The following is an 18,564-nucleotide window of genomic DNA, read 5'->3' as shown; positions in this document are numbered from 1 at the left end:
GCGCTAACGGAGGACAAGCATGCCCAGGCAACTCTGCATCGGAGGTAGGTGGGAACTCGGTGGTAGAGCGGCCCAATTTCGATGTGACAAACCCTGCGCATCGTTCTGCGGAGGGGGGCATCAACTTGTGGATGTCGCTCCATGAATAGGCGGCGGGTGGTCGGCTTAGAAAATGCCCATCAAGTCGCACTATCGTCGTTGCAGGCGACAAGTGAATGTGACGCAGGGCGCCACTTCACCCCCGTGCCAGAAGGCCATATCCGCATCAGCCTCTGCCAGCCTGAGCCAGTGCTTCAGGAAGCCGCGCAGCGCCTGCGCCGCTTCGCCTCCAGCTATCGCCGCGAGGCCGCATGACCAAGCCTATCCCCACCAAGGCCATCCCCGCCAAAGCACGCGCCGTCATCATCGGTGGCGGCGTTTCCGGCTGTTCGGTCGCCTATCATCTGGCCAAGCTCGGCTGGACCGACATCGTTCTGCTCGAACGCAAGCAACTGACCTCGGGCACGACCTGGCACGCCGCCGGCCTGATCGGCCAGCTGCGCGGTTCGCAGAACATGACGCGGCTGGCGAAATATTCCGCCGACCTCTACGTCAAGCTGGAAGCCGAGACCGAAGTCGGCACCGGCATGCGCCAGGTCGGCTCGATCACCGTGGCGCTGACCGAGGAACGCAAGCACGAGATCTATCGGCAAGCGTCGTTGGCGCGCGCCTTCGATGTCGATGTCCGCGAGATTTCACCCAGGGAAGTCAGCGAGATGTACCCGCATCTCAATGTCTCCGATGTCGTCGGCGCCGTGCATCTGCCGCTCGACGGCCAATGCGACCCCGCCAACATCGCCATGGCCCTGGCCAAGGGGGCGCGCCAGCGCGGCGCCACCGTAGTCGAGAATGTGAAGGTCACCAAGGTCCACACCAAGGCCGGCCGCGTCACCGGCGTGTCCTGGGCACAAGGCGAAGAACAAGGCACGATCGAAGCCGACGTTGTCGTCAACTGCGCCGGCATGTGGGCGCGCGAACTGGGCGCGCAGAACGGCGTCACCATCCCGCTGCACGCCTGCGAGCATTTTTATCTCGTCACCGAGCCAATCCCCGGCCTCGCCCGCCTGCCGGTGCTGCGCGTGCCCGACGAGTGCGCCTACTACAAGGAGGACGCCGGCAAGATGATGCTCGGCGCCTTCGAGCCGGTGGCAAAGCCGTGGGGCATGGACGGCATAAGTGAGGATTTCTGCTTCGATCAACTGCCCGAGGACATGGAGCATTTCGAGCCTATCCTGGAAATGGGCGTCAACCGCATGCCGATGCTGGCGACCGCCGGCATTCACACCTTCTTCAACGGCCCGGAGAGCTTTACGCCCGACGACCGCTATTATCTCGGCGAGGCGCCGGAACTGTCCGGCTACTGGATGGCGACCGGCTACAATTCGATCGGCATCGTCTCCTCCGGCGGCGCCGGCATGGCGCTGGCGCAGTGGATCAATGACGGCGAAGCTCCCTTCGACCTGTGGGAAGTCGACATCCGCCGTGCCCAGCCGTTCCAGAAGAACCGCCGCTACCTCAAGGAGCGCGTCTCGGAAACGCTCGGCCTGCTCTATGCCGACCATTTCCCCTATCGGCAGATGGCGACCTCGAGGAATGTCCGCCGCTCGCCGCTGCACGAGCATCTGAAGGCGCGCGGCGCGGTCTTCGGCGAGGTGGCCGGCTGGGAGCGCGCCAACTGGTTCGCTAGGCCCGGCCAGGAACGCGAATACCGCTATTCCTGGAAGCGGCAGAACTGGTTCGACAACCAGCGCGAGGAACACCTCGCGGTCCGAAACAAGGTCGGCCTGTTCGACATGACCTCGTTCGGCAAGATCCGGGTCGAGGGCCGTGATGCCTGTGCCTTCCTGCAAAAACTGTGCGCCAACGACATGGACGTCGCGCCGGGCAAGATCGTCTACACCCAGATGCTCAACCAGCGCGGCGGCATCGAGAGCGACCTGACCGTCTCGCGGTTTTCCGAGACGGCGTTCTTCCTCGTCGTCCCCGGCGCCACGCTGCAGCGCGATCTGGCTTGGCTGCGCAAGCACGTCGCCGATGAGTTCGTCGTCGTCACCGACGTGACGGCGGCCGAAAGCGTGCTCTGCCTGATGGGCCCGGACGCAAGAAAGCTGATCCAGAAGGTCAGCCCCAACGATTTCTCCAATGAGAAAAATCCGTTCGGCACGTTCCAGGAGATCGAGATCGGCATGGGCCTGGCCCGCGCCCACCGCGTCACCTATGTCGGCGAACTCGGCTGGGAACTCTATGTCTCGACCGATCAGGCAGCCCATGTCTTTGAAGCGATCGACGAGGCCGGCGCCGATGTCGGCCTGAAGCTCTGCGGCCTGCACACGCTGGATTCCTGCCGCATCGAAAAAGCCTTCCGGCATTTCGGCCACGACATCACCGACGAGGACAATGTGCTGGAGGCCGGCCTCGGCTTCGCGGTCAGGACCGCCAAGGGCGACTTCATCGGCCGCGATGCCGTGCTGCGCAAGAAGGAAGCCGGCCTGTCACGCCGGCTGGTCCAGTTCCGGCTGAAGGATCCAGAGCCCCTGCTCTTCCACAACGAGGCGATCCTGCGCGACGGCAAGATCGTCGGCCCGATCACATCAGGCAATTACGGCCATCACCTCGGCGGCGCCCTCGGCTTGGGCTATGTGCCTTGCCAGGGCGAGAGCGAGGCGGATGTGCTGGCCTCGTCCTACGAAATCGAGATCGCCGGCGAGCGCTTTGCTGCGGAAGCATCGTTGAAGCCGATGTATGATCCGAAGGCTGAAAAGGTGCGGGCCTGAGCTACAAACACCTATAGGAATGAGTGGATAGCTGCGCAACGCGTCTTCGCAAGGGATGCAGCTTCGATACGTAACGCGAGCAATTATACGTCAAGCGTCTAGGTGTCCGTATCCCCAATGTCGTCTCTTGTTGGGAGACCTTGAAAGTAGTGATTCTGGCCAAGGCCCGAGAGATATCAGCCCTTAACCGCGGTGGAGCGGCTCAAGGTCTTGTAGGCAGACGTCCTCAGTACCCGTCCCTACGATCGACCACAGCCGTGGGTGGGGTGGCAAGTCTTCAATAGGACCAATTTAAATGTGTCAGATCGGCGGTGGCAAAATGGGCGTGCGGATTCAAAGCCCGTTGCGTCCACCGCGCGTGGATCGCCCGGGCGGAACGCAAGTCATCGCCGCGAAAGGGCGACGGCGGGGTCCTTCACGAAAGTAGTTTCAGACCGTTCAGCATGCAGGGCGCCGGGGCACTGCGCGAGCACTTCTACTAAGCACGGGACAAAGGTCGGTTCGCTCATTTCTTGCCTTCGTCGCTGTGAGCAGAGAGCGCAGCTGTGTCCATATCGATTGATCTTCCAGGCCTTGTTGGGCGGATTGAGGGGGCAGAGCTGCGCCCGTACTGGCAAACTTTTCCCGATTTCAAACCACTCACGGCATCGGGGCTCGATATCACGCCTTGAATTCCTGAAAACAGGGCGCGCCGGGTGACGATGCCCGCCGGCTCGCCGCCGTCGTAGACTGCGATCAGATCGCCGCCATCCGCAGCGGTGCTGATCACAGCGGAGAGCTTGTCAGTGGTTTGCACGCGGGGGAGCGCCTGGAATTTCTTTTCAGAAAGCGTCGCTATGCTGTCCCGCGGCTGCATGATCTTCCTGGCAGTGACAAGATTGAGCAGCGAAATGCCTGAGACGAAATCAGCGACATAGCGGTCCTTGGGCGCGGTTACGATGTCTTCCGGCGTTCCCACTTGAACGAACTTACCATCCTTCATGATCGCAATACGATCGCCCAGGCGAATGGCTTCGTCGAGGTCGTGTGTGATAAACACCGTTGTTTTCTGGACGACCTCCGCGAGGTCTAGGAACTGCTGTTGGAGTTGGCGGCGGATCAACGGGTCGAGCGCTGAGAACGGCTCGTCCAGTAACAGGATCTGCGGGTCTGCCGCCATGGCACGGGCAAGCCCCACCCGCTGCTTCATCCCGCCCGAGAGCTCGTCCGGGTAACGCTCGCCCCAACCACTCAACTCAACGAGCTTGAGGTTTTCTTCCGCCACGCGGCGGCACTCCTTGCGTGATTTGCCTCGGAGTTCGAGACTGAGGGAAACATTGTCGTAGACGTTGCGGTGCGGCAGCAGCGCCATGTGCTGGAAGACCATGCCGACCGTCTCTGACCGAAGGGTCCGGAGTTCAGACGGCGAAAGTTTGTTGATGGCATTTCCGCCGATCCGAACCTCGCCTGCGGTTGGTTCGATCAGCCGATTGAGATGGCGGACAAGCGTCGATTTCCCTGAGCCGGACAGCCCCATGATGCAAAAGATCTCGCCGGGCTCAACCGAGAAGGACACATCGGCCACACCCAGAACGCAATCGAATTCTTCAAGGACTTGCCTCTTGCTGAACCCGCGATCGCGGGCCGCCGCGAGGGCTTCCCCTTTGCGCGTCCCGAAAATTTTCCACAAGCCGGAACAGACGATGGCGGGTACAGTCATGTGCGGAACTCTCGATAGTATGTTGTGCCTATCTTCAGACCGTAATCGGCCGGCGGATGCCGCCGGCCGATTTAAACCTCAGAGCCTCACTTGGCGGCCTTGGCTTCAGCGATCCACTTTTCCCAATCAGCGTGGTGAGCGGCGATCCAGTCGGTTGCGTGTTTCATGATCTGCTCGTTGCTCTTTTCACCATTGGCAACCTGCGTGTTTTCCGCGTTGACGTCTTCGACCGGAATCTGCACGAGTTCAAAGAACTTCTTGGCCTTTGGGTTGGCGTTCAGCCAAGTGGTGTTGGCGATAATCTTCTGATCGTTGACCGGGAAGCCGAGATTCCCGAGGCCCTGGACATCTGTATTGCCCGTCTGCCCATCGGGAAGAGAGGTGTTCTTGACGTTGAGCCAGACAACTTCCTTGCCGGGACGGAGAATCCTCGAGACCCATAGCGGTGTATAAGTGTAGTACAGTGTCGGCTTGCCAGTCTTGATGCGTTCGATCGCGTCAGGAATGATAGCAAAATAGCCGCCCTGCCTGTGTTCCACCGTGCCACGCAGGCCATAGGCGTCGAGCTGATGCTCGATCACGCGTTCGCAGCCCCAACCTGGGTCGCAACCGTAGAGGTCTGCCTTTCCATTCCCGTCGATGTCGAAGAGCTTGGCCTTCTCAGGGTCCCTAAGATCCTCGAGATACTTGACGCCAGTGGCGTCGGCCGTTTTTTTGTCGATCAGATAGCCCTGCAGACAGTTCTTGATAAGCGTTCCTAAGCGGACCAGCTTCTCGTCGCCGCCAGACTCCTTCCAGTACGCATCGTGAAGCGGAACCCAGTGCGCAGCGTAGAAGGTGAGATCGCCGTTGGCCACAGCGGTGTGCGCCAGTTGCACACCAACCTGTGAGAGTTCGGCAACTTCATAGCCGAGTTCCCTAAGGCCCTCATCCACGATGAAGGTCTGAAACAGCTCTTCTGTTTCTCCGCCCCAGGCCGGCTTGACCTGATCTGCCATTGCAGGCAAGGAATAGCCAGCCATCACGGCTATGGCCAGCATCATAAATTTGATCGTCATCGGTTCCTCCCTTTCTGTGTGAGCAAATTGCGCAGCTTTTATCTTTGCTTATTGCCGGTGAGAGCTCTGACGAGTCCCACCGGACCCTGATGCCAGAGTTCGCCTGGCCTCCGCTTCTGTGTCGCCAGCGCGTGCGTCAAGCGATCGAGCACGATGGCGAGCGCGACGATGCCGAGGCCTCCGACCGTCGCTAAGCCTACATCAAGGCGGCCGATGCCGCGCAGCACCGTCTGGCCCAGTCCCCCAACAGCGATCATCGAGCCGATAACCACCATCGATAGCGACATCATCAGCGTCTGGTTGATGCCGGCCATGATGGTGGGTAGCGCAAGCGGCAACTGAGCCTTCCAAAGCAGCTGACGCTCGGTAGCGCCGAACGCGCGCATGGCTTCGATCACCTCTTCCGGTACCTGCCGTATGCCGAGGTTCGTGAGGCGGATCAGCGGGGCGACCGCAAAAATTACCGTAACGATCACGCCCGGAACGTTACCGATGCCGAAGAGCATCACGATGGGAACCAGATAGACGAATGCCGGAATAGTCTGCATTCCATCTAGGATCGGGCGCATGACCACAAACATCCGCTCGCTTCGCGCCGCCCAGATCCCGAGCGGAATACCAAGCATCACTGCGACGACGAGCGAAGTCAGCACAATTGAAAGCGTCGTCATGGCGTCCTGCCAGACGCCGATGAGACCCATAAAGATGAGAGCGCCGACGATAACCCCGGCGACGTTCCGCCCGCCGAACTGCCAAGCCGCCAGACCCGCGACGATGATCATCACCACCGGTGGGACCGAATGGAGCGCCAAGCCGAACCACTGCAGCAGCAGGTCGAAGGGCACCTTGATCGATTGGAACAAGGGCCTGTAGTGATCAACGATCCAACGCAGCCCGATAGTCATCCAATCAGCAACAGGGATCGCCCCGCATTCAAAAGGATCTAATAGCCCGCACGTACCCATGTTGCTGTTCTCCGGAAGCTTTCCTGATCGAACTTTGAGCAGGCTATGCTGCGATACGCCGGCAGAGTGCTTGGTCGATAGGCTCGCACTAAAAGGTAGTGGTAGACAGGATAAGCACTAGAGTTAATACCGAAACACCTTTAGGAAATAAAGCCACGCCTCTACTCCTAAGCAGCATGTGTGCACTTATGCCCGCTTTATGTTGCCATTGTCCTACGATTCACTTGGTCTTATATTGCCAGTCTGCTCCGACCCTTTTCGCTACGTCCAGCGAGGTCAGACCTGCCCTGTAGTCAGCGTGCACACGCTTCACGCGGCGAGCCAGACTTTTTGCAGATCCATTTGGAACGTCGGGTGAATTGCGTAGTTCTGCACCTTTGGGTTCATGTGGCCAATCAAGCTTTGCCAGAATGGCTGGATAAGAATCCCGGAGTCTTGCATGATTTCTTCAAGGTCTTTCATCAACTCGCGGCGTTTGTTGGCATCGCTGACCGAGAACGCCTCTTTGACCTTTGCGTCGAAGTCGGGATTGGAGTAGGCGGTCTCATTCCAAGCCTCACCAGTCCGATAAGCCAGCGCAAGGACCTGAATGCCGAGCGGCCGCATGTACCATAGCGTCAGCGAATAGGGGTACTTGGACCAGTCGTTCCAGTAAGTCGAGCCCGGTAGCACCGTGCGCTTGACCTTAAAGCCAGCCTCACGCAACTGTGCTGCAATCGCATCTCCGGTGTTTTTCTGCCAATCGGCGTCAATCGAAATCAGCTCGTGTTCGAAGTCGGCATGCCCCGACGCCGATATGAGCTTCTTTGCACCCGCAAGATCGCGCGTCTTCTTAGGTAACGGGTAATATTCTGGGTGGATCGGGCTAACGTGATGATTTTCGGCGACCGTGCCACGGCCGTTGAATCCGAGCTGGAGCACGACATTGTTGTCGACCGCCATCTGCAGGGCGTTTCGAACCCGCTTATCGTCATATGGTTTGTTCGCGACGTTCGTGCGGATGACCGCCGTCGTCGCGGTAGCCACCTCCGTCTTGATGAGATCCATTTTGTTCAGAATGTCGATGAAATCGCCCGGCGTCTCTAGGTTGAGATCGACTTCGCCAGAATCGAATGCCGACACAGTTGCCAGGAATTCGGTGCCATAGTCGATGAACTGCACCCCATCGAGCAGCGCCTCGCCACCCCACCACTTGCCATTCTCCCGACGCTTGACCTCGGCCTTGCTGCCTACCACATAAGACACCAATTCGAACGCTCCTGTTCCGATCGGCGATGCGATCGGGTCGGCGCCCGTACTGTCGAAGCTGTGATGCACGATTAGCCCTGGGTAGTCCGTGAAATTGGCGATGATGGCGATGTCAGGGTCGCTGAGCGTTAGCTTCACGGTGTGGTCATCGACTTTCAGTATCGCTCCGTCTCTGGCCTTTCCGGTTTTGGCGTCAGTCAGCCCGCCAACGCGCGTGGCCATCGAATTGCCCGGGACACTCTTCTCGCACCAGCGGTTGATGTTGAACACCACATCAACGGCGTTAAATTCATCGCCGTTGTTCCAGATAACGTCTTTCCTAATATGCAAGACGTATTCGGTGGCGTCATCACTGACCTCCCAGCTTTCAAGCAGGACAGGTTCGAAGGTAAACTCGTGAGTGTAACGAATGAGCGGCTCCAGCCAGCAACGAGCGATGTTGGCAGCTTGAACCCAATCACCGGTACGGGGATCCTTCTGCGCCTGCACAGCCATCGCCACGCGCAAGATCCCGCCTTTCTTCGGTTCAGCGGCGCGTGCAGGCTCAGGCAGTGCTGCACCGATCAGAGCATAGGCCATTGCGGCAGAAGCTCCAAAGGTGCTTGCGAATGCGAGGAATTCGCGCCTATCCATTTGTCCCGCTTTGACGTCGCTCGCCATGTTTTCGATGAAAGCCGGAACGCGATCCCTATTGCTTTTGAAAAATCCCATTTTCCTCACCATTGTTAGTGTTCCGGTTCATCGGTTTCATGGGCTCATGGCTGGAGGCTTAGGCGAGGCTTGGGGAAATATCCTCCTGGCGTTTCGCCACAAACGCATCGAGTTCCTCGCGGACGGCAGGGTCCATCGGCGGCTGCTCGTAGCTCGCGATGATTGCTGTCGCCTTCTCCCTGCAGCGCTGTGCCATGTCCTTGGAACCTTTGACCTTCCACTGCTCGTAGCTTAGGTAGTCGAGGATCTCCGGCGCGATGAACGCGTCCTTGAAGCGCTTGAGCGTGAAGGAATCTCCGAGATAGTGGCCGCCGGGGCCGATGCGGCGGACGGCTTCGAGCGCATCCTCGAAATATTCGAATGATATGCCCCGCGCGTATTTCTCGATGAGCAGGTTCTGTTCAGCATCGGCGATGAACTTCGCCATGCAGCACACCAGACCGGCTTCATCCCAGCCGCCGGCATGCATCATAAGGTTGGAGCAGGCGCTGGCGCCGGACATGTAGGCGATGGCTGATTCATAACCGGACTGGGCATCGAAGGTTTTGGCGGAGGATTGAGACGCAGTGGTTCGCCACGGCACGTTGTAGCGCCTTGCCAGTTGTCCGATGACGGCGTTGATCAGAGTAACTTCCGGCATGCCGGACATGGGGGCGCCGCTGCGCATCGACACCGAGACGGAATATTGACCGTAGATCATCTTGGCGCCTGGCGCGGCAAGCTGAGTATAGGCAAGCGCGGCGAGCGCCTCCGCATTCAACTGGGCGATCGTGGCGGGGATGTCGGCGGGAGTGTTGGCGGCGCCGAGCACGAATGGAGACAGCAGCACGACCTGGTTCGCGTCGACGAAGGCGCGAAGCCCTTCCAGCATGGTCGAATCCCAGACAAGCGGCGAGTTGCCCGACACGTGACCTATCATCACCGCGTTCTGATCCATAAATGCCTTGCCGTGCACGATCTGGCCCATTGCGATCGAGTCGTCGGCACGCTGCTTTCCGGTCGTCAGACCGAAGAAAGGCATGTTGGTTTCCACCAGGCTCGAATGATTGATGTGCAGATGGCGCCATGGCACGGCGATGTCGGTCGGCTCGCAGGTGAACCCGCCCGCGATATGGAAACCGGGCAGCATCTGGGTCAGCCGGTTCATGTTCCGGAGATCCTCGATCGTGGATGCGCGCCGCACGCCCTGAAGATCGCGGATGTTTGGCGCACCCTGCATGACGCCGAAAGTCATTGTATCTGGCGCGATCTCGAAACGCTGTGACGGATCGCGAGACGTCATTTCAAAACGGGAAGGGGCCTTGGAGATGAGATCCATGACCATGTCGCCCTCGAGGCGAACGCGGTGTTCACGGACATCCGCCCCCGCCTCTTTCCACTGCCTGATCGCTGTCTCATCTCTGAATTCGATCCCGATCTCGCGTAGGATCGCCAGCGAAGCCTGATGAATGCGCTCAAGCTGTTCGGCGTTGACGGCCTCCACAGGTCGGATTCCGTACTTGATAGTCGAGACACGCGGCCTTCTTTCAGCCTCCCGTGCCGCAACCACCGAAGACCGGCCTGTGCGGCGCCGGATTGCGGGAATATCAGTGTCCATCATCGCGTCATCCTGCAGCGGAATGACCGGCATCCCGCGTTAAACATCCGTGGCTCGGTCGTGTAATAGGGGCGGACCCTAGCTTATCTCGCGCCGATGATAGGCGCCTGCGATTGTCCTGAGAATGCGCAAAAGCTTTCGCTGGTCTTAAATCCAGTTTATATCCAGAGGCGGATAGGGTGAGGGGCAATTCAGGTCACGGGCGGAGTTCTTCAGACTGGACGAGAAACCAGTCAACCAAAACCTTGCATCTCTTGTTCTTGCTGGCATCCTCGCTGGCCAACAGAAAGAAGGCCCTGTCGGTCTGGATTTGGGTTGGCAATGGCTTGACCAAAAGGCGGTTGTTGAGCAACTGCTGGGCGGTAAGGGACCACCCCAGTGCTATTCCTTCACCAGCCAGAGCCGCTTGAAGCGTCAGCTGGTAGTCGTTGAACACGATATTGGGTTTGATGTCGCCGGCATCGCCGCCTGCCAACTCGACCCATTCGGGCCAATCCAGGCGCTTGCGAAAAGCATCGGACGAATGAATCAGCTGATGGTGGATCAGATCTTCGACGGCTTGGGGAGCGGGGTGCGACAGAAGATAAGCCGGTGAGCAGACGGGAAAGATGATCTCGTCGCAAACGAACCAGCTGTTGGCCCTTTCAAAATTCCGGGGCCGCACCCACACCGTCACGTCGATCTCATGATCTGGCTCGACATCGCGATCGGTGGCGACCACCTTGATCCTGACGTCCGGATGCTCTTCCTGGAAATGATAGAGTTGAGGCGCGAGCCAATGTGCCGCCAGAGATGTCGAAGCTGCGAAAGTTATGTACTTCGTTCCGCGATCAGTGATGGTCTCAAGCCGCTGTTCCAGACGGCGGAAGCTGGTGCGCACCTCATCGTAGAGCTGCCTGCCGGGCTCGGTCAGCTGCACTCCCCGATTGTCTCGGACAAAGAGTGCCGTCCCGCAATGCTTTTCGAACATTTTGATCGAATGCGAGATACTTGGCTGCGTCACGTTGAGTTCGCTGGCCGCGTTCTTGAAACTCAGCGTTCGGGCCGCCGCTTCGAAGACGAAAAGCGAATGCGTCGAGGGGACAAGATTGCGAAGCTTGGACATGAAGCAGGTCTATATCAGATGCTATATTTTCCGTCTACGAGACCAACAACACATGGTCTATTCGACATGAGGATATCTATCATTGCCAGGTCTTGAGCAAGTCGCAGTTGAGCTTAGTCAGCTTGGGCAACGCCAGAGGACAAAATCTTCTCGGCTGCTTCCGCTTGCACCCAAAAACAAGAAGGTCGCCGCTGGACGACCAAGGATACTGACGGTCACTTCGATGAACACTGCTTCCGGGTTTGCATCACACCCGGCGCTGGGAATGTAAGGGCAATCTGCAGGGTGGCTGCCGATTTATGTCGGCAAGAGCCGTCACGGGCGGCTAACATGGACAAGGAAATGTCTACAAACATCACTATCGATCGCCGCAGTGTCACCAGGCTTAAGAACGAGGTCACGATCAACGTTGATAGATGGGGAGTTGCCCACATCAGGGCGGAAAATTTACATGACTTGTTCTTCGCGCAAGGGTGGAATGCGGCTCGCGACCGTCTATGGCAGATCGATATCGCGCGAAAACGAGGTCTCGGTCTCCTGTCACGCGATTTTGGTCCAGGTTATCTGGAGCAAGACCGAGCAGCGCGTCTTTTGCTATATCGCGGAAATATGAGTCCAGAATGGGTAGCGTACGGTCCTGATTCAGAGGAAATATGCTCTGCGTTTGCGGAGGGTATAAATTCGTATGTGGATAGCTGCAATGAGGGCTTGATCGCGTTGCCCCCTGAGTTCGTGCTCCTCGGCCACGCACCTGATCGCTGGAAACCGGAAGACGTCGTCCGAGTAAGAACGCATTCGCTAACCCGGAACGCGACCTCGGAACTATTACGTTCTAAGGTGATGGCACTCGCAGGTGCGCAGGACGGCGCTCGTCTAGACGGGCTAAGACAAGTATTGTCACCGGCGATAGTCCCCCGGCCGGTGGAAGGCTTTGACCCGGCTGTCATGACTGACCGAGTGCTGCGCGATTTTCACCTTGCAACCAGTCCAGTTTCATTTTCAAGGGCACGACTAGCAGCCAAGCTTGACGAAGCTGGTCTCTGGACCAACGTGACCAAATCGGACGAGGTTGTGCGGACGCCGTTTGAAGAGGGCTCAAATAGCTGGGCCGTAGCCGCGAGCAAAACCACAACTGGACGCCCGATGCTCGCGCTGGACCCCCATCGGAACCATGTTCTGCCGTCGGTCAGATATGTTGTACATCTGAGCATGCCGGGGCTGAATGTAATCGGGGCCGGCGAGCCTATGGTGCCAGGGATATCGATGGGTCATAACGGCACGGCTTCTTTTGCGATTACGATTTTCGGCACTGATCAGGAAGATATATACGTCTATGATCTGAAGCCAGACGAGGAGGATGAATATTCCTACAAAGGGGCCTGGGAGCAGGTAGTGACTATTAAGGAGAGTATACCAGTTTGCGGCCACGAGGACCAGCAGGTCGAGCTTCGCTTTACACGCCATGGCCCCGTTCTTTACAAAGATGCTGAAAACAAGCGCGCTTTTGCGTTGAGAACAGTATGGATGGATTCCGGCATGGCTCCCTACATGGCGAGCTTGGCCGTTATGCGCGCAAAGACCCATGCAGAATACGTTTCCGCTCTGGCATGTTGGGGCTGTCCCTCTGTCAATCATATCTATGCGGACATTTCGAATACGATCGCTTGGAACCCGTCAGGTGCGGCCCCGATTCGAAGAAATTGGGACGGCCTGCTTCCGGTTCCCGGAGACGGCCGGTTTGAGTGGGATGGATACTTGTCGTCGGATGACGGGCCGTCCGAGCTAAATCCAGTAAAGGGCTTCGTTGCTACCGCCAACGCAATGAATGTGCCGCAAGAATGGAGCAGAGCCAATCCCGCGTTTGGACACGAGTGGTCGGAGAGTAGCCGGCATGAAACCCTTCATTCAAAACTTTCGCGTCTAAAAAAGATCTCGCTCAAAGACTGCATGTCGCTGCAGTGTTCAGTTTACTCGCCAATCGCATATCGTATTCTCAAGCGACTGCGAGGCTTTCAACACCTGAATCCGGCCACACCGGAGGTCCGACTGCTTTTCAATTGGGACGCGCATTTGGATGCGAGTTCCGCGGCTGCGGCGCTTTTCGAGATCTGGCTCACCAAGCATCTTGGTCCGAGAATAGCTCGACTGGAAGGGGCCGACGAACAGATGTTGGGGCTCCTTATGCCGCTAGACCCTTCAGCTATAGCCTCTTGGCTAGAACAAGCGCGGCCAAATGAAATCCTCGCCGACTCTATAACAGCATCATTGGCTTCTGCTTGGGCCGAATGCATCAAAGTCATGGGGCATGACTCCGCGAAATGGTCGTGGGGGAGAATTCATAAACTTGAACTGCTCCACCCGTTGCAAGGCTTAACAACTGAAGAATGGTCTTTAGGGCCAATTGCTCTTGGCGGCAGCGGTTCGACACTGAATTATTCAACTTATCGCCAGGACAACTGCTTGGTCACGACCGGACCGTCGGTACGGATGATTATAGACGTTGGAGCTTGGGACAATAGTGTATTTATTAACAATCCTGGTCAATCCGGTGTGCCTCTGTCAGAGCATTATCATGATCTGGTCTCTGCCTGGCAGAACGGGGACTACAAACCACTACTGTATTCGCAACAGTTGATAGATCGCGAAAGCCACTATCGGATTTCGCTGTCTCCCACAAAAGCTAAGACTCTCGAATAGCGCAGTACACTGCGAATTTCATTGGATTACATGACTTCGCGACCGATGGGCCAGGCCAGAAGCCTGGCAGCCGTGGACGAGCAGGTATCCCCATGCCGCTTCGTCCAGCTTATGTGAGGTTTTTCTCCACCGGCCCCATTTCCTTCTTCGGATCGCCAAGATTGTGGGATTCGCGACTTCAGCGATAATATGCGTCTGCCCATCCATTCCGATCGAACTGTACCGTCAGATGACTAGGCAGTGCGCCTCGTATAGTCACCGCGATCTGTCCGAAACTGATTCGAGAACACGGTCCACCCTGTCTTCGCTCGCTCGCAGCTAGATCTAAGTCCGAAACACTTCGACCATTGCTCCGGCCTGTGCAAATTTGCTTGCCGCCCCGCGGACCAAATTGACCAGCCCGGGCTCGACAGCAAGCTGGCTTGTCCAATCGACAAGCCATCCAAATCGCGCCTTGCGCGGATCGATTGGCTTGAGGTTGTCCAGCCAACCGGATGGCGAGTCGAGCGATTGCTGTATCCGGTCGTTATCCGGCCTGCACCGACAGCAGCAGGGCCACGTCCTCCACTGTTCGGCCCATCGGGTCCACCACTGTCATCCGGACCGAGTCAAGCGCCAGGGTTGGCACCCGCCCGGCCGAAACTCGAAAGCCTATGACATTATGCGCAACGAGCCACCCATGTCGCTGCCGTCGGCAACCGGCCGCATCCGCAGGGCGAGCGCAACGGCCACCCCGCCGCTAGACCTGCTGCCGATACGGGTCAAATCGTACGTATTAAGGGTGGTCCCGAAAATCGGATTGTAGCTGTTCGCCCAAGCCCAATTCGGGGCGTTGGTCTTGCCTGTGATAATCGCTCCCGCAGCGCGCATCCGCGAGACAAAGATGGCGTCATTCTCAGGAATGAAATCCCGGAGCATGGGCGAGCCATAGGTAGTTTGCAGCCCCTTGGTTTTCGCGCTATCCTTAATCGCGTGAGGCACGCCGTGAAGAAGGCCAGCCCACTCCCCGCGAGGTACGGCCATGTCCGCCGCGGCTGCCTCGTTTAGTAGATCCCGTGGGGAACGAAGCGAGATGATCGCGGGGACCAGCCCGTTCACCTGTTCGATATGGTCCAGAAAGGCGGTCATTGCCTCGACAGCCGAGATTTCGCGGGTAGGGATCATATGCGCAAGTCTGACAGGATCGCCTCGTCATGGTTCCGGGATGAGGAGCGCCTGTTTGCAAGGCGATTTACCATTCATGTCCAGCTTGCCTCATTAACGCGTCAGTTCGCCGAGCTGGGCTCAACCCACATCGATGTGGGGTGGCTGATCCGGTCGTTCTACATATCTTTCACTACTCGGAATCTCGTTGCGCACCGATCGGCGCACCGGAATTGGCATCGCGCGGACGGAGGGAAACAGCCCAAAGCATCTGAGCAGAAAACTCACCGATTTGTCTTGTGCTATTCCATCAAAGTCTCATCAAACGGGCATCTCGTGAGATTTTCAACTCCGCTCTCGGTCACGAGCACCTGCTCTTCCAGTTTCACGCCTTCCCGCCCACCGACGGCACCGATATAAGCCTCGACGCACAAGGTCATTCCGGGCTCGAGAACATAGTCGAATGCTCCCGGGATGAAGTCTTCAGGATAGAGAATCGCGGGATATTCGTCGCATAGACCGATGCCATGCATCATGACGCCATATCGCTGCTTGACGAACTCCGCGGGAAGCTTGTGGCTGCGCTGCGTGAGCTCGGTGAAAGAGACGCCCGGCTTTAGCATGGCCATATTTGCGGCCACGTGCTCGTATGCGATGGCGTGCAGCCTTCGCTGTTCGTCGGTGGGACAGCCATCACCGCAGTGCCAAGTGCGGGAGAAGTCGGCACACATGCCGTACGGGCCCACCATATCGGTGTCGAAGGCGACGAGGTCTCCTGAGACAATGCGACGGGGGCCGGCCTCCTGCATCCAGGGGTTCGTACGCGGGCCGGAAGTTAAAATGCGCGTTTCGATCCACTCGCCACCACGTGCGATGTTTTCGGCATGAAGAACCGACCAAAGTTCCGTTTCGGCTATGCCGGGCTGCAAACGTTCTCGCATTTTGGCAACGGCAATCTCGCAGGTCGCGAGAGAGCAGCGCATGGCGTTGATCTCGTCGATTCCCTTAATGGCCCTGGCGTGCTCCATGAGCTGCATGCCGTTGCAAACCTCGATGCCAACTGCATCTAGCGCACGAAGGCCGGGGATTTCGATCTTGTCGACGGCAAGACGACGGTTTTTGCCACCAGAGCGGCGCAACAGTTCGTCAATTTGTCCGGCAAAGTCCCTGGCGATTGCTTCCTCTTCATCGCCGGCAACAAAATAGTAGAAGCCGGCGCCGCCATCCCGGATTTCATTAATGAGCGGCAGGTAGTTTGACAGGTGGCCGCAACGATGGAAATCCCAGAGAACGACATAGCCGTCGGCCGATACGAACACAGCTCGTGACGGATTGTGCATGATCCATATGTGCATGTTCGAGGAATCTGAAGCGTATCGTATGTTCAGCGGATCGAAGCAGAGCACGCCCGCATAGTCTCTTTGGCGGAGTTGCAGAACAATCCGATCAAGACGGGTCTTGCGCATACGATCTAGGTTGGGCGTGGTCAGGCCCAAGGCTGCCCACTCCGCAAAGGCGACGTCCGTCGGCCCAATTTCAACCCGATCATCGTCATCTATGCTCCCGTCCGGTTTAAGTGCCTTTGCCACTCGCGTTGGATCAATTTTGGGGTTCACGATCGAAAACGAGGACATGCAAGGCGTTTCCCGGGTTGGTTATTCGTGCAGGGATTTAAGACTGATTTCCCGGGTTCTGAAGGCGGAAAAAATATTGCCCGATATAAGACTAAGTCATCTGACATTCCTGCCCTGTGGTGACTCAGTTGCCAAGCAGGGCTCAGTCTCGAAAGGTACTGGCGCCGAAGGGTCGCGTCCCCACAGGTGGTGCGCACGCAATGCGTTGACCAACTCAGTGCGGTGATTGACCAGCTGTTCTCGCGCGCGAAACATTATGGACCGAGACTGCTGCTCCTCGGTTTTCATTTCGACGAAGCGCATCGTTGGCCGTTGCGGATGCGGAGGCGATCGTCGAGGCAGCCGCTGCGTCGTTCTTCTCCCGATTGATGAACGCCTTGACATACCGAGCTGCAATCAGCTTCGGCTAATGGCCAAGCTGGACCGGGACTATCAGGAATTCTGTGCGCGAGGCCATGATGATGGAAAGGAGAGAATCATCACATGGCTATCGAGAAGGAACTTCTGGACCAACTGCTTGCCGGCCGCGATCCGAATGAGGTGTTTGCCAAGGACGGATGTTTGATCCCGGGCTTTGATGGTGCACAATTGTCGCACGAATCGAAGGAGGCACTATGGGCCAGGTTCTTCATGGGATCGCCACGACGACAGAGGCGGTCGTCGAGCGATACAGCATAGTCAAGAGAGCCTGAGGGCGCTCGCGAAGCGCTACGGGATCAATCAGGGACGGTTGCGAAATGGAAGAAGCGGACTTCGGTCGCCGATGTGCCGACAGGGCCAAAGAGCCCCGCCTCGACGGTGTTGACGATCGAGGAAGAGGCCGTAATCGTCGCCTTTCGGCAGTACACCCTGCTGCCGCTCGATGATTGCCCGACAATCCCGGCGCTGACGCGTTCATCCCTGCATCGTTGCCTGCAGCGTCACGGGATCAGCCGCCTGCCAGAAGTCGAAGGCGAGAAGCCAGTCAAAACGAAGTTCAAGAGCTACCCGATCGGCTTCTTCCATATCGATATCGCCGAGGTGCAGACCGCGCAGGGCAAGCTTTACATGTTCGTCGCCATCGATCGGACCAGCAAGTTCGCCTTCGTCGAGCTTCACCGAGAAGCCAAACGGCGCACCGCCGGCGATTTCCTGCGCCATCTCGTCGAAGCGGTCCCTTACAGGATCACCAAAGTCCTGACCGACAACGGCACGCACTTCACGACGCCGGGCGCCGGGGGATCGGCCGAGCCTCTAATCGTCGAGGCGCTGGCCAAGGGAGAAACCGTCTGGGCGCATGCCTTCGAATACGCCTGCGCGCAGCTCGGTATCGAGCATCGCCTCACAAAGCCGAAGCACCCCCGGACCAACGGACAGGTCGAGCGGATGAACCGCACGATCAAGGACGCCACCGTCAAGCGCTACCACTACGAAACCCACGACCAGTTCCAGCGCCACCTCGCCGACTTCGTCGCAGCTTACAACTTTGGGCGCCGGCTGAAGACCCTGAAGGGCCTCACGCCCTACGAGTTCATCTGCAAACAATGGACCATCGAGCCAGAAAAGTTCAGGCTAGATCCATTCCATCAAATGCCGGGAGGCGATGTCGCAGATCCGAGCCCAGCTTGGGCAGGACCACCGAGCTATAAAATGTATTTAAGTCTAGTAAAACCTTTTGCGCCTTCTCAGGGCAAATGCTGGCGCCTACCATCACCTCAGTAGTAAGCAAACTGGCCTTAATCGGGCGCGAAGCGCCTTCTTGGATGCGGGACGATGAGATTCGGCTGCAGGATGACGCAATGAAAGATGTTAATACTTTCACCACCGCCGGTGGTGGGCGGGGGCTGCGGCGGGCGGGTGGAAGAAGTCACGGATCTCCCCCTCGAGATCGCGTCCGACGCCCTGATGTCTCTGC

At 58.0% G+C, this 18,564-nt stretch carries 10 protein-coding genes and 1 pseudogene; 3 read left to right on the top strand and 8 right to left on the bottom strand.

Translation table 11 applies throughout. The annotated features are described in order from the left end of the window. The first annotated feature begins 350 nt into the window (after nt 1-350). Nucleotides 351-2,813 (top strand): FAD-dependent oxidoreductase, encoded by a 2,463-nt coding sequence (locus EJ068_RS12780; protein ID WP_189512629.1) that lies wholly within the window; start codon nt 351-353, stop codon nt 2,811-2,813. A gap of 505 nt (nt 2,814-3,318) precedes the next feature. Here the strand turns inward: EJ068_RS12780 and EJ068_RS12775 are convergent. The 6 genes from EJ068_RS12775 to EJ068_RS12750 all read right to left on the bottom strand — a co-directional run bounded on the left by EJ068_RS12775 (nt 3,319) and on the right by EJ068_RS12750 (nt 11,196). Further along, nucleotides 3,319-4,512, bottom strand: a complete 1,194-nt coding sequence (locus tag EJ068_RS12775) for a betaine/proline/choline family ABC transporter ATP-binding protein (RefSeq protein WP_129554580.1) — start codon at nt 4,510-4,512, stop codon at nt 3,319-3,321. 86 nt (nt 4,513-4,598) lie between these two features. Continuing rightward, entirely contained in the window at nt 4,599-5,570 is a 972-nt protein-coding gene (gene proX / locus EJ068_RS12770; RefSeq protein WP_129554579.1) for a glycine betaine/L-proline ABC transporter substrate-binding protein ProX, read from the bottom strand. 38 nt (nt 5,571-5,608) lie between these two features. Next, nucleotides 5,609-6,535 carry an ABC transporter permease subunit gene (locus EJ068_RS12765; protein WP_129554578.1) on the bottom strand — a complete coding sequence of 309 codons (927 nt, stop codon included), beginning with the start codon at nt 6,533-6,535 and terminating at the stop codon, nt 5,609-5,611. A gap of 309 nt (nt 6,536-6,844) precedes the next feature. After that, nucleotides 6,845-8,494 (bottom strand): ABC transporter substrate-binding protein, encoded by a 1,650-nt coding sequence (locus EJ068_RS12760; RefSeq protein WP_129554577.1) that lies wholly within the window; start codon nt 8,492-8,494, stop codon nt 6,845-6,847. A gap of 58 nt (nt 8,495-8,552) precedes the next feature. Next, nucleotides 8,553-10,124 (bottom strand): trimethylamine methyltransferase family protein, encoded by a 1,572-nt coding sequence (locus EJ068_RS12755; protein ID WP_129554576.1) that lies wholly within the window; start codon nt 10,122-10,124, stop codon nt 8,553-8,555. 163 nt (nt 10,125-10,287) lie between these two features. After that, complete coding sequence (locus tag EJ068_RS12750; RefSeq protein WP_127403232.1) at nt 10,288-11,196, bottom strand: LysR substrate-binding domain-containing protein; 909 nt, start codon at nt 11,194-11,196, stop codon at nt 10,288-10,290. Nucleotides 11,197-11,526: 330 nt separating this feature from the next. On the opposite strand from EJ068_RS12750, the gene EJ068_RS12745 reads away from it, so the two are divergent. Beyond that, nucleotides 11,527-13,893, top strand: coding sequence for a penicillin acylase family protein (locus EJ068_RS12745; RefSeq protein WP_245463411.1), 2,367 nt, complete (start codon nt 11,527-11,529; stop codon nt 13,891-13,893). A 651-nt stretch (nt 13,894-14,544) separates the two neighbouring features. Here EJ068_RS12745 and EJ068_RS12740 read toward each other — a convergent pair. Together EJ068_RS12740 and EJ068_RS12735 are read right to left on the bottom strand one after the other, a co-directional pair. Further along, nucleotides 14,545-15,021, bottom strand: coding sequence for an amidase family protein (locus tag EJ068_RS12740; RefSeq protein WP_189512626.1), 477 nt, complete (start codon nt 15,019-15,021; stop codon nt 14,545-14,547). 317 nt (nt 15,022-15,338) lie between these two features. Continuing rightward, a complete protein-coding gene (locus EJ068_RS12735) occupies nt 15,339-16,670 on the bottom strand; it encodes a Xaa-Pro peptidase family protein (protein WP_129554574.1) in 1,332 nt (443 codons plus the stop codon). 614 nt (nt 16,671-17,284) lie between these two features. On the opposite strand from EJ068_RS12735, the pseudogene EJ068_RS12725 reads away from it, so the two are divergent. Next, nucleotides 17,285-18,371: pseudogene (locus tag EJ068_RS12725) on the top strand (IS481 family transposase). Nucleotides 18,372-18,564 lie beyond the last annotated feature (193 nt).

The organism is Mesorhizobium sp. M2A.F.Ca.ET.043.02.1.1 (assembly GCF_003952405.1).
Lineage (GTDB): Bacteria > Pseudomonadota > Alphaproteobacteria > Rhizobiales > Rhizobiaceae > Mesorhizobium.
This window is presented reverse-complemented; position numbering and strand designations above follow the sequence as displayed.

Bases quoted from the DNA above. Each gene is read 5' to 3' on its own strand.
- EJ068_RS12765 (WP_129554578.1), bottom strand. From the start codon at position 6,535: ATGGGTACGTGCGGGCTATTAGATCCTTTTGAATGCGGGGCGATCCCT.
- proX (WP_129554579.1), bottom strand. From the start codon at position 5,570: ATGACGATCAAATTTATGATGCTGGCCATAGCCGTGATGGCTGGCTAT.
- EJ068_RS12745 (WP_245463411.1), top strand. From the start codon at position 11,527: ATGGACAAGGAAATGTCTACAAACATCACTATCGATCGCCGCAGTGTC.
- EJ068_RS12775 (WP_129554580.1), bottom strand. From the start codon at position 4,512: ATGACTGTACCCGCCATCGTCTGTTCCGGCTTGTGGAAAATTTTCGGG.
- EJ068_RS12750 (WP_127403232.1), bottom strand. From the start codon at position 11,196: ATGTCCAAGCTTCGCAATCTTGTCCCCTCGACGCATTCGCTTTTCGTC.
- EJ068_RS12780 (WP_189512629.1), top strand. From the start codon at position 351: ATGACCAAGCCTATCCCCACCAAGGCCATCCCCGCCAAAGCACGCGCC.
- EJ068_RS12760 (WP_129554577.1), bottom strand. From the start codon at position 8,494: ATGGGATTTTTCAAAAGCAATAGGGATCGCGTTCCGGCTTTCATCGAA.
- EJ068_RS12740 (WP_189512626.1), bottom strand. From the start codon at position 15,021: ATGACCGCCTTTCTGGACCATATCGAACAGGTGAACGGGCTGGTCCCC.
- EJ068_RS12755 (WP_129554576.1), bottom strand. From the start codon at position 10,124: ATGCCGGTCATTCCGCTGCAGGATGACGCGATGATGGACACTGATATT.
- EJ068_RS12735 (WP_129554574.1), bottom strand. From the start codon at position 16,670: ATGTCCTCGTTTTCGATCGTGAACCCCAAAATTGATCCAACGCGAGTG.